Raw genomic sequence first — 16,355 nt, 5'->3', positions numbered from 1 at the left:
GAAACTCTATGAAAGTAGAATCAGGCTTCGGACTTGTTCGCCGCTGCCGCTTCCACAGCCGCCTTGATGGTGCTTTGCAGCGAACCGTCTGCAGCCATCTCGGTCATGATGTCGCTGCCGCCGACCAGCTCACCGCCGACCCACAGTTGCGGGAAAGTCGGCCAGTTGGCGTACTTTGGCAGGTTGGCGCGGATTTCCGGGTTCTGCAGGATGTCCACGTACGCGAACTTTTCACCACAGGCCATCACGGCTTGCGCAGCTTTCGCGGAGAAGCCGCACTGCGGGGCATTCGGCGAGCCTTTCATGTAAAGCAGAATGGTGTTGTTGGCAATCTGCTCTTTAATCGTTTCGATGATATCCATGGAGCACCTCGGCTGAACTTTCCGACTCAGGGGTCGGCACGGTGGCGCATTGTAACGGAATCCCGAGCGCCATGCTCGGTCTCCCCGACAGACCCGCTCAAGCCGCCGCCACCGTCACCGGCACACCGTTCAACGCCGCGTTGCCCGACAGTTCGTCGAGCTGGCACTCGTCGGTCAGGTCGTTGGCGCTCGATCCCGGCTGGCCGCTGGCGATCGCCATCTGCACGCCCGGGCGCGCATGGCCCCAGCCGTGCGGCAGGCTGACCACGCCTTTCATCATGTCGAGACTGGCGAGCACTTCTACCTCGATCTGTCCGACCCGCGAACTCACCCGAACCCGTTGCCCGTCGGCCAGACCACGGCTGGCCAGGTCATCCGGGTGCATCAGCAACTGATGCCGTGGCTTGCCTTTCACCAGTCGATGGAAATTGTGCATCCACGAATTGTTGCTGCGCACATGGCGGCGGCCGATCATCAACAATTCATCGGCTGCCGGCGCCTGCAACGCGGCAAAGCGTGCGAGGTCGGCGAGAATTTCCGGCGGTGCGGCCTGGATACGCTGATTCGGCGTTTTCAGACGTGACGCCAGATTCGGCTTCAGCGCCCCCAGATCAATGCCGTGCGGATGATCGAACAGCGTCGCCAGCGACAGCTTGTGCTCGGACGCATCGCCGTAGCGGCCCATGCGCAGGCCCATGTCGATCATCTTCGCCGGCGGCATCGTCGGTTTCAGTTCTTTACCGGTTTTCTCGGCGAAGGCCTTGGCCAGCCCGACGAAGATCTCCCAATCATGCAAAGCCCCCTCGGGCTTGGCGAGGATGGCGCGATTGAAGCGGGTGACGTTACGCACCGCGAACAGATTGAACGTGGTGTCGTAGTGATCGTTTTCCAGCGCCGAGGTCGACGGCAGGATCAGATCGGCATAGCGCGTGGTTTCGTTGATGTACAGGTCGATGCTGAGCATGAAGTCGAGGCCGTCCAGCGCCTGCTCCAGCTGCCGGCCGTTGGGTGTCGACAACACCGGGTTGCCGGCCACAGTGATCAGCGCGCGGATCTGCCCCTCGCCCTCCGTGAGCATCTCTTCGGCCAGTGCCGAGACCGGCAACTCGCCGCCGTATTCAGGACGCCCGGAAACCCGGCTCTGCCATTTGTTGAAATGCCCGCCCGAGGTCGACGCCACCAGATCCACCGCCGGCTCGGTGCAAAGAGCACCGCCAACGCGGTCGAGATTGCCGGTGACCAGATTGATCAACTGCACCACCCAGTGACAGAGGGTGCCGAAGGCCTGGGTCGAGACGCCCATGCGCCCATAGCAGACCGCACTCGGTGCGGCAGCGAAGTCGCGCGCCAGTTGGCGAATCTGTTCGGCAGGCACTGCGCATAGCGGGCTCATCGCTTCGGCGCTAAACGCAGCCACGGCGTTGCGCACCTCGTCGAGGCCATCGACCGGCAAATGGCTGTCGCGGGTCAGGCCTTCGCTGAACAGCGTATTGAGCATGCCGAACAACAGCGCCGCATCGCCGCCCGGGCGGACGAACACGTGCTGATCAGCCATCGCTGCGGTTTCGCTGCGGCGCGGATCGACTACCACCACTTTGCCGCCGCGCGCCTGAATCGCCTTCAGGCGCTTCTCGACATCCGGCACGGTCATGATGCTGCCGTTGGACGCGAGCGGATTGCCGCCGAGGATCAGCATGAAGTCGGTGTGATCGATATCGGGAATCGGTAACAGCAAACCGTGGCCGTACATCAGGTAGCTGCTGAGGTGGTGCGGCAGTTGATCGACCGACGTTGCCGAGTAGCGATTGCGGGTTTTCAGCAACCCCAGGAAGTAATTGCTGTGGGTCATCAGGCCGTAGTTGTGCACGCTCGGATTGCCCTGATACACCGCAACGGCGTTCTGCCCGTGACGTTCCTGAATCGCCGCCAGTTTCTCGGCCACCAGCGCAAACGCCTCGTCCCACTCGATCGGCAGCCATTCGCTGCCGACGCGGCGCATCGGCTGACGCAGGCGATCGGGATCGTTCTGGATATCTTGCAGGGCCACGGCTTTCGGGCAGATATGGCCGCGGCTGAAGGTGTCGAGGGCATCACCCTTGATCGAGGTGATCGCGACGTTGCCACCGGTTTCCGTGGTTTCGATGGTCAGGCCGCAAATGGCTTCGCACAGGTGGCATGCACGGTGGTGAAGAGTCTTGGTCATGGCCAGTCTCTGTCTTGTTCGGGAGCAGGCAATCACGCCCGCGGGAACAAAACTATGGCCCGTGCGCAGAGGCGGCGCCAGCGACGTTCGTCTTGTGAATCGACGGTTATCAGGACAGCCGATAAATCGCCGCGATCAGTTCGGCGGCAACTGCGGCGGTGCCGCCAGCTGGATTTCCTGAATCGTTTCGATCTGCTCATGGGCGACGTGGACGCCGGTGAGCTCGCCGATCAATCGCCAGTGCTCATCGAGCCCGGCGCTGATGGTGGCCATGCGATCGATCATGTGCCGACCGGCGGATTTGACCACTTCGTCGTCACTGCGCAGCAACTCGAAAGACATCGAGGTAACTGACGCGGTGAGATGGGTCAGGGAGCGAGCCGTGTGGCCCAGCAGCTCCATTAACAGTTGTTCTTTCGATTCCATGCGGAGGCTTCCTGCGTCGCTCGAAACTTATTTATAACCCAGCACTTTGCTTTAGCAAATGTTTCAGTCTGAACATCCGACCAAGCGAATCGGTGGCGCCGCGTTCGTAAACCGACCAGGACCGCTGCGTTGCCGTCGCGGCGCATTGCCAAGCGCTGCGGCGCCAGTGTACAAAGAGGCTCACCGCTGTACTGAATCCGGCTTCAACATGCGTGATCGAAATGCTCGGTCCGCGCTCCGAATCCCGCTGACAAAAGTACCCTATTGGAAAAACGCGACATTTAGTGTCAATATCGCGCCTTCCCCTATTTCGTCGCCCCGTGCGGCTTACGCCGCAGGTCTCGCCCGTTGTTCCGTTAAACAAGGCTTTGAGCATCTGCGGTCTGTAGCAAAAAGGTAGTCAATGATGAGCGCAAGGCACTTTCTCTCCCTGATGGATTGCACGCCCGAAGAGCTGGTCAGCGTGATCCGTCGAGGCGTTGAGCTCAAGGACCTGCGTAACCGCGGCGTACTGTTCGAGCCTCTGAAAAACCGCGTGCTGGGGATGATCTTCGAAAAATCCTCGACCCGTACCCGGATCTCCTTCGAGGCCGGCATGATCCAGCTCGGCGGCCAGGCAATCTTCCTGTCCCCGCGCGACACTCAACTGGGCCGTGGCGAGCCGATCAGCGACTGCGCCATCGTCATGTCGAGCATGCTCGATGCGGTGATGATCCGCACCTTCGCCCATAGCACCCTCACCGAATTCGCCGCCAACTCGCGGGTGCCGGTGATCAACGGCCTGTCCGATGATCTGCACCCGTGCCAGTTGCTCGCCGACATGCAGACCTTCCTCGAACACCGTGGCTCGATCCAGGGCAAGACCGTGGCCTGGATCGGTGACGGCAACAACATGTGCAACAGCTATATAGAAGCGGCGATCCAGTTCGACTTCCAATTGCGCGTTGCCTGCCCGGAAGGCTACGAGCCGAACCCGGAGTTCGTCGCCCAGGCTGGTGATCGCGTGACCATCGTCCGCGATCCGCAAGACGCCGTGCGTGGCGCGCATCTGGTCAGCACCGACGTCTGGACTTCGATGGGTCAGGAAGAGGAAACTGCCAAGCGCCTCAAGCTGTTCGCGCCGTTTCAGGTCAACCGTGCCCTGCTCGACCTCGCTGCCGAGGACGTGCTGTTCATGCACTGCCTGCCGGCGCACCGTGGCGAAGAAATCAGTCTCGACCTGCTCGATGACCCGCGCTCCGTGGCCTGGGATCAGGCAGAAAACCGTCTCCACGCACAGAAGGCCCTGCTCGAGTTCCTCGTCGAACCGGCATATCACCACGCATGAGCCATGAATTACTGCTGAACCTGCGCAACCTCGCTTGCGGCTATCAAGATCAACGCGTGGTGCAGAACCTCAATCTGCACCTCAACGCCGGCGACATCGGCTGCCTGCTCGGCTCGTCCGGCTGCGGCAAGACCACCACCCTGCGCGCGATCGCCGGTTTCGAACCGGTGCACGAAGGCGAAATCACCCTCGGTGGCGAAACCCTTTCCAGCGCCGGTTTCACCCTGGCGCCAGAGAAACGCCGGATCGGCATGGTGTTCCAGGACTACGCACTGTTCCCGCACCTGAGCGTGGCCGACAACATCGCCTTCGGCATCCGCAAGCACCCGAACAAGGCGCGCGTGGTCGAAGAATTGCTGGAACTGGTCAATCTGAAAAACCTCGGCAAGCGCTTTCCGCACGAGCTGTCCGGCGGTCAGCAACAGCGTGTCGCCCTCGCCCGCGCCCTGGCGCCGGAACCGCAGTTGCTGCTGCTCGACGAGCCGTTCTCCAACCTCGATGGCGAACTGCGCCGCAAGCTCAGCCATGAGGTGCGCGACATCCTCAAGGCCCGTGGTACCAGTGCGATTCTGGTCACCCACGATCAGGAAGAAGCCTTCGCCGTCAGCGATCACGTTGGCGTGTTCAAGGAAGGTCGGCTGGAACAGTGGGACACTCCCTACAACCTCTACCACGAACCGGCGACGCCGTATGTCGCCAGTTTCATCGGTCAGGGTTATTTCATTCGCGGCCAACTCGTCAGTCCGGAGTCGGTGCAGACCGAACTCGGTGAACTGCGCGGTAATCGTGCTTACACCTGGCCGATTGGCGGCGCGGTGGACGTGCTGTTGCGTCCGGATGACATTGTTTATGCGCCGGATAGCTCACTGAAGGCGCAGATCGTCGGCAAGACATTCCTCGGCGCGGCGACCTTGTATCGCCTGCAACTGCCGACCGGTGCGCAACTGGAATCGATCTTCCCCAGCCATGCCGATCATCTGGTTGGCGCGCAGGTCGGGATTCGCGTAGCGGCGGATCACCTGGTGCTGTTCCAGGCTTCGGGGAGCACTGCGGCACAGATTCCGGCGGTGGAAAACGGCGTCCGTCGATTCAGCACCAGCCTTTAATCCGCACTGGATAAAAATTGTGGGAGCGAGCCTGCTCGCGAATGCGGTGTTTCAGTCGCCGAAGATGTTGACTGAAAGAGCGCTTTCGCGAGCAGGCTCGCTCCCACAGTTGGTATTGCCTCAGCCTAAAAACAGGGTACCGCTGGCCACCAGCGTCGCATTGCCGCCAATCTTCACCCGCTCACCTTCCAGCCGACAGAACAACTCCCCGCCCCGCGCCGAGCGCTGGCACGCGGTCAGGTTCGATTTGCCCAGACGTTTGGCCCAGTAAGGAATCAGGCTGCAATGGGTCGAGCCGGTCACCGGGTCTTCATTGATACCGATGGCCGGGGCGAAATAGCGCGAGACGAAGTCATGCTGGTTGCCACGCGCAGTAACGATCGCGCCCAGCCATGGCAGTTTCGCCAGCGCCGCCATGTCCGGTTTGCAGTCGAGCACGGCCTGTTCCGAGTCCAGCACCACGAACAGCTCGTTGGAGCCGAGCACATCAACCGCCTCGACACCGAGCGCCCGCTCGACGTCCAGCGTCACGCCGATTTCCGACGGCACGATGGTCGGGAAATCCAGCCACAAGCGGTCGCCTTCACGGCTGACACTCAAAGGGCCGGACTTGCAGGTGAAGTCGATGCGCTCGGCGCTTTCCTGATAAATTTCGAACAGCACAAATGCGCTGGCCAGGGTCGCATGCCCGCACAGCGGCACTTCGGTGGTCGGGGTGAACCAGCGGATATGCCAGGCCTGACCTTCGCGCACCAGAAACGCAGTCTCCGCCAAGTTGTGTTCGGCGGCGATCTTCTGCATCAAGTCATCGGCCAGCCAGCTGTCGAGCCGATAGACCATCGCCGGGTTGCCACTGAACGGCCGATCACTGAACGCGTCGACCTGATGAAACGCAAGCTGCATGATTTTCTCCCTGAATTGGTCGACCGAGCATGCAACGGCGGGCCGGATCAGTGCCAGTGACAGAAGCGCAATTTTTTCTTCATACAGCCGGCGCGACTATTACGCCCGGCCGATATCGGCGAACTGCGCCTGGGTGTGCTCGGCCAGCACCGCAGGCGCCAGCTCCACTTCCAGTCCTCGCCGCCCGGCGCTCACATAGATAGTCGCAAACTCCTGAGCGGAATTGTCGATGAAGGTGCGCAGGCGTTTCTTCTGCCCGAGCGGGCTGATGCCGCCCAACAGGTAGCCGGTGGAGCGTTGCGCGGCGGCGGGATCAGCCATTTCGGCTTTTTTCACTCCGGCGGCGTGTGCCAGTCCCTTGAGGTCGAGCGTTCCGACGACCGGCACTACGGCCACCAGCAGTTCGCCTTTTTCACTGGCGGCCAGCAGGGTTTTGAACACTTGCGCCGGTGCGAGCCCGAGCTTCTCCGCTGCCTCCAGCCCGTAGGACGCGGCCTTCGGATCATGTTCGTAACTGTGCACGCGATGTTCGGCACGAACTTTTTTCAACAAGTCCAACGCTGGTGTCATGGCAGCTCCGGGTTCGGCAGTCTTTGAAAAACCTGCGGCGGATTCTAGGTCATCGTTGGGCAAAAGGCTCTATTCCAAGCCGCGAATCCCGTGGCTTCGCGCTGCATTCAAGCCGTTCGCGGCGCTGATCATTCACACGGCGAATAGTTTTATTGTGACCGGCGGTTCACTTTCGACCTTTGACAGGTTTGTTTCTTGTCTATATTTTTTCGAATCTGAATAATGTAAGAATCGTGCTTCGCGCAGTACCCAGCAGTAACCCGGGAACCGAATGGGGATTCCGACCCGGTGAAGATCGCGCCCTGCTCCGTTGGCAAGGCGCCACACAAGAAAAAGAACCGAGGTTTTCAATGACAGCTGCTTTACCGCAACCATCGCTTTCCGGCCAATGCATGGCCGAATTCCTGGGCACCGCCCTTCTGATCTTCTTCGGCACCGGTTGTGTCGCCGCGCTCAAAGTCGCGGGCGCCAGCTTCGGCCTGTGGGAGATCAGCATCATCTGGGGCGTCGGCGTGAGCATGGCGATCTACCTCACCGCCGGGGTTTCCGGCGCGCACCTGAACCCGGCCGTGAGTATCGCTCTGGCAATCTTCGCTGACTTCGAAAAGCGCAAATTGCCGTTCTACATCCTTTCGCAGATTGCCGGCGCCTTCTGCGGCGCATTGCTGGTCTACACGCTCTACAGCAATCTGTTCTTCGATTACGAACAAACCCACCAGATGGTTCGTGGCTCGGCTGCCAGCCTGGAATTGGCCTCGGTGTTCTCTACCTACCCGAACCCGGTGCTGTCGACGGCCCAGGCGTTTCTGGTCGAGATGATCATCACCGCGATCCTGATGGGCGTGATCATGGCCCTGACCGATGACAACAACGGCCTGCCACGCGGCCCGATGGCGCCGCTGCTGATCGGTTTGCTGATTGCCGTGATCGGCAGTGCGATGGGTCCGCTGACCGGTTTCGCGATGAACCCTGCGCGTGACTTCGGTCCGAAACTGATGACTTTCTTTACCGGTTGGGGTGAAATTTCCTTCACCGGTGGTCGTGATATTCCGTACTTCCTGATTCCGATTTTTGCACCGATTGTCGGTGCCTGCCTCGGCGCTGCCGGGTATCGCGGGCTGATTGCCCGTCACCTGACCGGCGCCACACCTGCTACAAAGGATGCAGAACCGGCCATTGACGGCAAACCAAGAACTTCTTGAAACAGTCGGCGCCGGCTCCTGCCCATCCGAGCCTGCGCCACGGCCCACTCTCGTTTTTTTCGTCCAAGGCAATCGACATGACCGACATTCAGAACAAGAACTACATCATTGCCCTTGATCAGGGTACGACCAGCTCGCGCGCGATCATCTTCGACCGCGACGCGAACGTGGTCTGCACCGCGCAGCGCGAATTCGTTCAGCATTACCCGCAAGCCGGTTGGGTCGAGCATGACCCGATGGAAATTTTCGCCACCCAGAGCGCTGTGATGGTTGAGGCGCTGGCCCAGGCCGGCCTGCATCACGACCAGGTCGCCGCCATCGGTATCACCAACCAGCGTGAAACCACCGTGGTCTGGGACAAGACCACCGGCCGTCCGGTCTATAACGCGATCGTCTGGCAGTGCCGCCGCAGCACCGAGATCTGCCAGCAGCTCAAGCGCGATGGTCACGAAGACTACATCCGCGACACCACCGGCCTGGTCACCGACCCGTACTTCTCCGGCACCAAACTGAAGTGGATCCTCGACAACGTCGAAGGCAGCCGCGAGCGTGCGCGCAACGGCGAGCTGCTGTTCGGCACCGTCGATAGCTGGCTGATCTGGAAATTCACCGGCGGCAAGGTGCACGTCACCGACTACACCAACGCCTCGCGCACCATGCTCTTCAACATTCACTCGCTGGAGTGGGATTCGAAGATGCTGGAGATCCTCGACATCCCGCGCGAGATGCTCCCGGAAGTCAAAGCCTCCTCGGAAATCTACGGTCGCACCAAGAGCGGCATCGCCATCGGCGGTATCGCCGGCGACCAGCAGGCAGCACTGTTCGGCCAGATGTGTGTGGAGCCGGGCCAAGCGAAAAACACCTACGGCACCGGTTGCTTCCTGCTGATGAACACCGGCGACAAAGCAGTGAAATCCCAGCACGGCATGCTCACCACCATCGCCTGCGGCCCACGCGGCGAAGTGGCTTATGCTCTGGAAGGCGCCGTGTTCAACGGCGGTTCGACCGTGCAATGGCTGCGCGATGAACTGAAAATCGTCAACGACGCCCACGACACCGAATACTTTGCCAACAAGGTCAAGGACAGCAACGGCGTGTATCTGGTGCCGGCGTTTACCGGTCTCGGCGCACCGTACTGGGACCCGTATGCCCGTGGCGCGCTGTTCGGCCTGACGCGCGGCGTACGCGTGGATCACATCATCCGCGCCGCGCTGGAATCGATCGCCTACCAGACCCGCGACGTACTCGACGCCATGCAACAGGACTCCGGCGAACGCCTCAAGGCCCTGCGTGTGGACGGCGGCGCGGTGGCGAACAACTTCCTCATGCAGTTCCAGGCCGACATCCTCGGCACTCAGGTGGAGCGCCCGCAAATGCGCGAAACCACTGCACTGGGCGCGGCTTATCTGGCCGGTCTGGCCTGCGGTTTCTGGGGCAGCCTGGAAGAACTGCGCGGCAAGGCAGTGATCGAGCGCGAGTTCGAACCGAGCCTGGACGAAGTCGAGAAAGAGAAACTCTACAAAGGCTGGAAAAAAGCCGTCAGCCGCACCCGTGACTGGGCACGTGAGGACGCTGAATAAGCCAGCCTTGAGTTACACATAAGCATCTAACTGGTCGGGAGCGGATTCCTGCGGCATCATGGGCAAATTTTGCTTGGCAGCCCAAAGGAAGCCCCATGAATCTGCCTCCCCGTCAGCAGCAAATCCTCGAGCTGGTCCGCGAACGCGGCTATGTGAGCATCGAGGAAATGGCCACGCTGTTCGTTGTCACCCCGCAAACCATCCGCCGCGACATCAATCAGCTCGCGGAAGCCAATCTGCTGCGTCGCTACCACGGTGGCGCCGCGTACGATTCCAGTGTCGAAAACACCGCGTATGCGATGCGCGCCGATCAGATGCGCGACGAAAAGCAACGCATCGGCGAAGCCATCGCCGCACAAATCCCCGATCACGCCTCGCTGTTCATCAATATCGGTACCACCACCGAATCGATCGCCCGCGCCCTGCTCAATCACAGCCACCTGAAAATCATCACCAACAACCTGCACGTCGCCTCGATGCTCAGCGCCAAGGATGATTTCGATGTGCTGCTGACCGGCGGCAACGTGCGGCGGGATGGCGGAGTTGTAGGTCAGGCAAGTGTGGACTTCATCAACCAGTTCAAGGTCGATTTCGCCTTGGTCGGCATCAGCGGGATCGATGAGGACGGCAGCCTGCTCGACTTCGATTATCAGGAAGTTCGCGTTTCCCAAGCGATCATTGCCAATGCGCGGCAGGTGATTCTGGCGGCGGACTCGAGCAAGTTCGGGCGTAACGCGATGATTCGACTGGGGCCGATCAGCCTGATCGATTGCCTGGTTACCGATCAGCAACCGGTGCCGGCGCTGGCGCAGTTGCTGAGTCAGCACAAGATTCGGCTGGAAGTCGTCTGATTCCTCTCCCTCGCTGACCGAACCGACGCTTTCGCGAGCAGGCTCGCTCCCACTCTTGGAATGCATTGCAAAATGTGGGAGCGAGCCTGCTCGCGAAAACAATCGATCAAACAACACATCTTCTGCGCCCTTGCGCGCGTTCATGTTCGAAAATTTTCTTTTAATCGCCCTTCGATGAGTTTTTTCAATCGAACGCGACTGGCTGTGCGCGTGTTTATGGGCTACCATTTTCGCAAATGAACATTAATGTTCGATTTCCAAGACATAAAACCAAAAGAACCGAGGCCCGCCGATGTCCACCTCTACCTTGCGTACGCCCCCTCTCTCCGAGATCTATGACGTTGCCGTGATTGGCGGCGGGATCAACGGCGTAGGGATCGCAGCGGATGCCGCCGGTCGCGGTCTTTCGGTGTTCCTTTGCGAAAAAGACGACCTGGCCAGCCACACCTCGTCGGCCAGCAGCAAGCTGATCCACGGTGGCCTGCGCTATCTGGAGCATTACGAATTCCGTCTGGTGCGTGAAGCGCTGGCTGAGCGCGAAGTGCTGCTGGCCAAGGCGCCGCACATCGTCAAACCGATGCGTTTCGTCCTGCCACACCGCCCGCACCTGCGGCCGGCGTGGATGATTCGTGCCGGCCTGTTCCTTTACGACAACCTCGGCAAGCGCGAAAAATTGCCGGGTTCGAAAAGCCTGAAGTTCGGCGCCGACAGCGCGCTGAAAAGCGAAATCAAGAAAGGCTTCGAATACTCCGACTGCTGGGTCGATGACGCCCGCCTCGTGGTCCTGAACGCTATGGCCGCCCGCGAAAAAGGTGCGCATGTGCACACCCAGACCCGTTGCGTCAGCGCACGTCGCAGCAAAGGTTTGTGGCATCTGCATCTGGAGCGCGCCGACGGCAGCCTGTTTTCTATCACCGCCAAAGCACTGGTGAACGCCGCCGGCCCATGGGTGGCCAAGTTCATCCGTGACGACCTGAAGATGGAATCGCCGTACGGCATCCGTCTGATTCAGGGCAGCCACATCATCGTGCCGAAACTGTACGAAGGCGAACATGCGCACATTCTGCAAAACGAAGATCAGCGCATCGTTTTCACTATTCCGTACCTGAACCACTTCACCCTGATCGGCACCACCGACCGCGAGTACACCGGCGACCCGGCGAAAGTGGCGATCACCGAAGGCGAAACCGATTACGTGCTGAAAGTGGTCAACGCCCACTTCAAGAAGCAGCTGAGCCGCGAAGACATCCTGCACAGTTACTCGGGCGTTCGGCCGCTGTGTAACGACGAATCCGACAACCCGTCGGCAGTGACCCGCGATTACACCCTGGCGCTGTCGGGCAGTGCCGAAGAAGCGCCGTTGCTGTCGGTGTTCGGTGGCAAGCTGACTACCTATCGCAAACTTGCCGAGTCGGCGATGGCGCAATTGATGCCGTTCTTCACCCAGATGCGCCCGAGCTGGACCGCGACCGCCACCCTGCCCGGCGGCGAAGACATGACCACGCCAGAGGCGCTGAGCGCGCGAATTCGCGACAAATTCGATTTCGTCCCGACCGAAATCGCCCGGCGCTGGGCCGTCACCTACGGCAGCCGCACCTGGCGCATGCTCGAAGGCGTAGAAAGCCTGGCCGACATGGGCGAACACATCGGCGGCGGGCTCTACACCCGCGAAGTCGATTACCTGTGCAGCGAAGAATGGGCCACCACGGCGCACGACATCCTGTGGCGCCGTACCAAGCTAGGCTTGTTCACCACAGCGGAGGAGCAGCAGAAGCTCGCGACGTATCTGGGCAAGGTTGAGCAGAATCGGAAGATCGAGGCGGCTTGATCTCACCGTTCAAACGAAAGCCCCTGCATCGAGAGATTCAGGGGCTTTTTGTTATGTGGACTTTGTTGAACCTGATTGGGGCAGTTAGATCTTTTCCCCCTCACCCCAGCCCTCTCCCCAAGGGGTAGAGGGGGAAAGGGAGCCGATCTCCGTGGGTTCCAAAGTCCGAGGTCGACTCGGTATCTCACGTCGCCGTAACTCGACCATCCACCGCAGTCAGTCCCCTCTCCCTCCGGGAGAGGGTTAGGGAGGGGCTTTTGATCGTTCGGTTTTCCGAACGCGACTCCACAGTCGATTCGGTTAACCGGATCTCACCCTCAAAAAATTACCGCCACAAAACTTTAATAACGTTATAAAACAATTGGTTAACCGACTGTGACTGGTCTGGCACGAGTTATGCTCTACACTCTCTCGACGAATGCCTGCTGTGCCGACACTTCAGGAGCCGTCAGGCATTCGAAGCACAAAAAGGGCCGACAAACTGGCTCCATAAAAAAAACAATGTCGAGGAAAATTTGATGCGCATCGTTCCCCATATCCTGGGCGCAGCCATTGCTGCCGCTCTGATCAGCACGCCAGTTTTCGCCGCCGAGCTCACCGGCACCCTGAAGAAAATCAAAGAGTCCGGTGTCATCACCCTGGGCCACCGTGACGCCTCCATTCCGTTCTCCTACATCGCTGATGCGTCCGGCAAGCCGGTTGGCTACTCGCACGATATCCAGCTGAAGATCGTCGAAGCGATCAAGAAAGACCTCGACCTGCCGAACCTGCAAGTCAAATACAACCTCGTTACCTCGCAGACCCGTATCCCGCTGGTGCAGAACGGCACCGTGGACGTCGAGTGCGGTTCGACCACCAACAACGTCGAGCGTCAGCAGCAGGTCGACTTCTCCGTCGGCATCTTCGAAATCGGTACCCGTCTGCTGTCCAAGAAAGACTCCAAGTACAAGGATTTCGACGATCTGAAAGGCAAGAACGTCGTGACCACCGCCGGTACTACTTCCGAGCGCATCCTCAAGGCGATGAACGCCGACAAGCAAATGGGCATGAACGTCATCTCCGCCAAAGACCACGGCGAATCCTTCCAGATGCTGGAATCGGGCCGTGCCGTTGCCTTCATGATGGATGACGCGCTGCTGGCCGGCGAAGCCGCTAAGGCCAAGAAAGCTGCCGATTGGGAAGTGACCGGCACGCCACAGTCGTATGAAATCTACGGCTGCATGATGCGCAAAGGCGACGAGCCGTTCAAAAAGGCTGTGGATGACGCGATCAAGGCCACTTACGCTTCGGGCGACATCAACAAGATCTACGAGAAGTGGTTCATGCAGCCGATTCCGCCAAAAGGCCTGAACCTGAACTTCCCGATGAGCGACGAGCTCAAGGCGCTGATCGCCAATCCGACCGACAAAGCGGCTGACGACAAGAAGTCCTGATTTTCTGACTAACCTTATCCCCTGAGGAGGCGCCTGCCTTTTCAGGGGATGGTCACTCCCTGCTGGCATTTTTCTGGAAACACTCGAACCGGTGGCTGTCGAGCCGATCGCGTGTGCCCGGTCTTTGAAAAAAGACTGGGGAGGGAACGGAGTTCCCCAGGCGGGCACTTGTACATCGATCGAATCGAGGGGAGACCCTAATGAATTACAACTGGGACTGGGGCGTGTTCTTCAAGTCCACCGGTGTGGGCAGCGAGACCTATCTCGACTGGTTCATCTCCGGTCTGGGCTGGACCATCGCCATCGCCATCGTGGCGTGGATCATCGCCCTGCTGCTCGGCTCGCTGCTGGGCATCATGCGCACCGTGCCGAACCGCATCGTATCGGGCATCGCGACCTGCTACGTCGAGCTGTTCCGTAACGTGCCGCTGCTGGTGCAGCTGTTCATCTGGTACTTCCTGGTACCCGATCTGCTGCCGCCGGATCTGCAGGAGTGGTACAAACAGGACCTCAACCCGACTACTTCGGCCTACCTGAGCGTTGTCGTCTGCCTGGGTCTGTTCACCGCCGCCCGTGTCTGCGAGCAAGTGCGCACCGGTATCCAGGCGTTGCCTCGTGGCCAGGAATCCGCCGCCCGCGCGATGGGTTTCAAACTGCCGCAGATCTACTGGAACGTGCTGCTGCCCCAGGCCTACCGGATCATCATTCCGCCGCTCACCTCGGAATTCCTCAACGTGTTCAAGAACTCCTCCGTGGCGTCCCTGATCGGTTTGATGGAATTGCTGGCGCAGACCAAACAGACCGCCGAGTTCTCGGCCAACCTGTTCGAAGCGTTCACCTTGGCAACCCTGATCTATTTCACCCTCAACATGAGCCTGATGCTGCTGATGCGCCTGGTCGAGAAGAAAGTCGCGGTGCCCGGCCTGATCTCCGTGGGGGGTAAATAATGGAATTCGATTTCAGTGGCATCGTCCCGGCCATTCCCGGTTTGTGGAACGGCATGGTGATGACCCTCAAGCTGATGGCCATGGGCGTGATCGGCGGGATGATTCTCGGCACGATCCTCGCGCTGTGCCGTTTGTCGCACAACAAGCTGCTGTCGAGCATTGCCGGCGCCTACGTCAATTATTTCCGCTCGATTCCGCTGCTGCTGGTGATCACCTGGTTCTACCTGGCAGTGCCGTTCGTGCTGCGCTGGATCACCGGCGAAGACACGCCGATCGGTGCGTTCACCTCGTGCGTCGTGGCGTTCATGATGTTCGAAGCGGCGTACTTCTGCGAAATCGTCCGTGCCGGTGTGCAGTCGATTTCCAAGGGCCAGATGGGTGCTGCTCAGGCACTGGGCATGAACTACGGACAGATGATGCGCTTGATCATCCTGCCGCAGGCGTTCCGCAAGATGACCCCGCTGCTGCTGCAGCAGAGCATCATCCTGTTCCAGGACACCTCGCTGGTCTACACCGTGGGCCTGGTGGACTTCCTCAACGCCTCGCGCGCCAGCGGCGACATCATCGGCCGCTCCAATGAGTTCCTGATTTTCGCCGGTCTCGTGTACTTCATCATCAGCTTCGCCGCCTCGCGGTTGGTCAAGCGTCTGCAAAAAAGGTTCGCCGTATGATCTCTATCAAAAACATCAACAAGTGGTATGGGGACTTCCAGGTGCTGACTGATTGCAGCACCGAGGTCAAAAAAGGCGAAGTGATTGTGGTCTGCGGCCCGTCGGGTTCCGGCAAGTCGACGCTGATCAAGTGCGTCAACGCCCTGGAGCCGTTCCAGAAAGGCGACGTGGTGGTTGACGGTACGTCGATCGCTGACCCGAAAACCAACCTGCCGAAACTGCGTTCGCGGGTGGGCATGGTGTTCCAGCATTTCGAGCTGTTCCCGCACCTGACCATCACCGAAAACCTGACCATCGCGCAGATCAAGGTGCTTGGCCGCAGCAAGGAAGAGGCGACCAAAAAAGGCCTGCAACTGCTCGAGCGCGTAGGTTTGTCGGCGCACGCCCACAAGCATCCGGGGCAACTGTCCGGCGGTCAGCAACAGCGTGTGGCGATTGCCCGTGCGCTGGCGATGGACCCGATCGTCATGCTGTTCGACGAACCGACCTCGGCGCTCGACCCGGAAATGGTCAATGAAGTGCTCGACGTCATGGTGCAGCTGGCCCACGAAGGCATGACCATGATGTGCGTGACCCACGAAATGGGCTTCGCCCGTAAAGTGGCGGACCGGGTGATCTTCATGGACCAGGGCAAGATCATCGAAGACTGCCCGAAAGAGGAATTCTTCGGCGACATCAGCGCCCGCTCCGAACGCGCGCAGCACTTCCTCGAGAAAATTCTGCAGCACTAAAAGCAACACACCCGCACCCTGTCTGTGGGGTGCGGGCAGCCTGACAATGAGATCCCCTGTGGCGAGGGGATTTATCCCCGTCCGGCTGCGCAGCAGTCGTAAAACCTCTGCATGCGGTCTTTCAGTTAAACCGCAGTGATGGTTTTGGGGCCGCTTCGCGGCCCAACGGGGATAAATCCCCTCGCCACAGGCACAAACAAGTGTTGTGGTTGACC

At 60.0% G+C, this 16,355-nt stretch carries 15 protein-coding genes and 1 pseudogene; 10 read left to right on the top strand and 6 right to left on the bottom strand.

Annotation, left to right across the window (positions count from 1 at the left end; genetic code table 11):
* Nucleotides 1-20 precede the first annotated feature (20 nt).
* The 3 genes from grxD to D8U61_RS08925 all read right to left on the bottom strand — a co-directional run bounded on the left by grxD (nt 21) and on the right by D8U61_RS08925 (nt 2,991).
* Nucleotides 21-362 carry a Grx4 family monothiol glutaredoxin gene (gene grxD / locus D8U61_RS08935; protein WP_016773402.1) on the bottom strand — a complete coding sequence of 114 codons (342 nt, stop codon included), beginning with the start codon at nt 360-362 and terminating at the stop codon, nt 21-23.
* Nucleotides 363-459: 97 nt separating this feature from the next.
* Nucleotides 460-2,565, bottom strand: a complete 2,106-nt coding sequence (locus D8U61_RS08930; protein ID WP_130926778.1) for a molybdopterin oxidoreductase family protein — start codon at nt 2,563-2,565, stop codon at nt 460-462.
* Nucleotides 2,566-2,700: 135 nt separating this feature from the next.
* Nucleotides 2,701-2,991: a hypothetical protein gene (locus D8U61_RS08925; RefSeq protein WP_016773401.1), complete on the bottom strand. Its 291-nt coding sequence runs from the start codon at nt 2,989-2,991 to the stop codon at nt 2,701-2,703.
* 406 nt (nt 2,992-3,397) lie between these two features.
* Between D8U61_RS08925 and argF the strand changes: the two genes are divergently transcribed.
* A complete protein-coding gene (argF, locus tag D8U61_RS08920) occupies nt 3,398-4,318 on the top strand; it encodes an ornithine carbamoyltransferase (protein ID WP_024014160.1) in 921 nt (306 codons plus the stop codon).
* The gene (locus tag D8U61_RS08915; protein WP_110603265.1) at nt 4,315-5,424 is read left to right on the top strand and encodes an ABC transporter ATP-binding protein; all 1,110 of its coding nucleotides are present in this window, start codon (nt 4,315-4,317) and stop codon (nt 5,422-5,424) included. Before argF ends, D8U61_RS08915 begins: the two co-directional genes overlap by 4 nt.
* 17 nt (nt 5,425-5,441) lie before the next feature.
* On the opposite strand, the pseudogene D8U61_RS28070 reads toward D8U61_RS08915, so the two are convergent.
* The 3 genes and pseudogenes from D8U61_RS28070 to ybaK form a co-directional block, all read right to left on the bottom strand.
* Nucleotides 5,442-5,540: pseudogene (locus D8U61_RS28070) on the bottom strand (metal ABC transporter ATP-binding protein); the annotation flags it as partial.
* Between the two features lie 4 nt (nt 5,541-5,544).
* Nucleotides 5,545-6,327, bottom strand: a complete 783-nt coding sequence (locus tag D8U61_RS08910) for a PhzF family phenazine biosynthesis protein (RefSeq protein WP_125925650.1) — start codon at nt 6,325-6,327, stop codon at nt 5,545-5,547.
* Nucleotides 6,328-6,426: 99 nt separating this feature from the next.
* Nucleotides 6,427-6,897 carry a Cys-tRNA(Pro) deacylase gene (gene ybaK, locus D8U61_RS08905; RefSeq protein WP_024014161.1) on the bottom strand — a complete coding sequence of 157 codons (471 nt, stop codon included), beginning with the start codon at nt 6,895-6,897 and terminating at the stop codon, nt 6,427-6,429.
* 350 nt (nt 6,898-7,247) lie between these two features.
* Here ybaK and D8U61_RS08900 point away from each other — a divergent pair, with 350 nt between their 5' ends.
* The 8 genes from D8U61_RS08900 to D8U61_RS08865 all read left to right on the top strand — a co-directional run bounded on the left by D8U61_RS08900 (nt 7,248) and on the right by D8U61_RS08865 (nt 16,140).
* On the top strand, nt 7,248-8,099 hold the full coding sequence (locus D8U61_RS08900) for an MIP/aquaporin family protein (protein ID WP_016773396.1): 852 nt from the start codon (nt 7,248-7,250) through the stop codon (nt 8,097-8,099).
* A gap of 77 nt (nt 8,100-8,176) precedes the next feature.
* On the top strand, nt 8,177-9,679 hold the full coding sequence (glpK, locus tag D8U61_RS08895; protein ID WP_042607375.1) for a glycerol kinase GlpK: 1,503 nt from the start codon (nt 8,177-8,179) through the stop codon (nt 9,677-9,679).
* A gap of 95 nt (nt 9,680-9,774) precedes the next feature.
* The gene (locus D8U61_RS08890; RefSeq protein ID WP_007953179.1) at nt 9,775-10,530 is read left to right on the top strand and encodes a DeoR/GlpR family transcriptional regulator; all 756 of its coding nucleotides are present in this window, start codon (nt 9,775-9,777) and stop codon (nt 10,528-10,530) included.
* A 292-nt stretch (nt 10,531-10,822) separates the two neighbouring features.
* Nucleotides 10,823-12,358 (top strand): glycerol-3-phosphate dehydrogenase, encoded by a 1,536-nt coding sequence (glpD, locus tag D8U61_RS08885; RefSeq protein WP_130926777.1) that lies wholly within the window; start codon nt 10,823-10,825, stop codon nt 12,356-12,358.
* Between the two features lie 518 nt (nt 12,359-12,876).
* Nucleotides 12,877-13,791, top strand: a complete 915-nt coding sequence (locus D8U61_RS08880) for a glutamate/aspartate ABC transporter substrate-binding protein (RefSeq protein WP_073473182.1) — start codon at nt 12,877-12,879, stop codon at nt 13,789-13,791.
* Between the two features lie 200 nt (nt 13,792-13,991).
* Complete coding sequence (locus tag D8U61_RS08875) at nt 13,992-14,738, top strand: amino acid ABC transporter permease (protein WP_016773392.1); 747 nt, start codon at nt 13,992-13,994, stop codon at nt 14,736-14,738.
* On the top strand, nt 14,738-15,409 hold the full coding sequence (locus tag D8U61_RS08870; protein WP_016773391.1) for an ABC transporter permease subunit: 672 nt from the start codon (nt 14,738-14,740) through the stop codon (nt 15,407-15,409). Before D8U61_RS08875 ends, D8U61_RS08870 begins: the two co-directional genes overlap by 1 nt.
* Nucleotides 15,406-16,140 carry an amino acid ABC transporter ATP-binding protein gene (locus tag D8U61_RS08865; RefSeq protein ID WP_016773390.1) on the top strand — a complete coding sequence of 245 codons (735 nt, stop codon included), beginning with the start codon at nt 15,406-15,408 and terminating at the stop codon, nt 16,138-16,140. Before D8U61_RS08870 ends, D8U61_RS08865 begins: the two co-directional genes overlap by 4 nt.
* Nucleotides 16,141-16,355 lie beyond the last annotated feature (215 nt).

This window comes from Pseudomonas sp. Sample_14, from assembly GCF_004307515.1.
Taxonomy (GTDB): domain Bacteria; phylum Pseudomonadota; class Gammaproteobacteria; order Pseudomonadales; family Pseudomonadaceae; genus Aquipseudomonas; species Aquipseudomonas atacamensis.
This window is presented reverse-complemented; position numbering and strand designations above follow the sequence as displayed.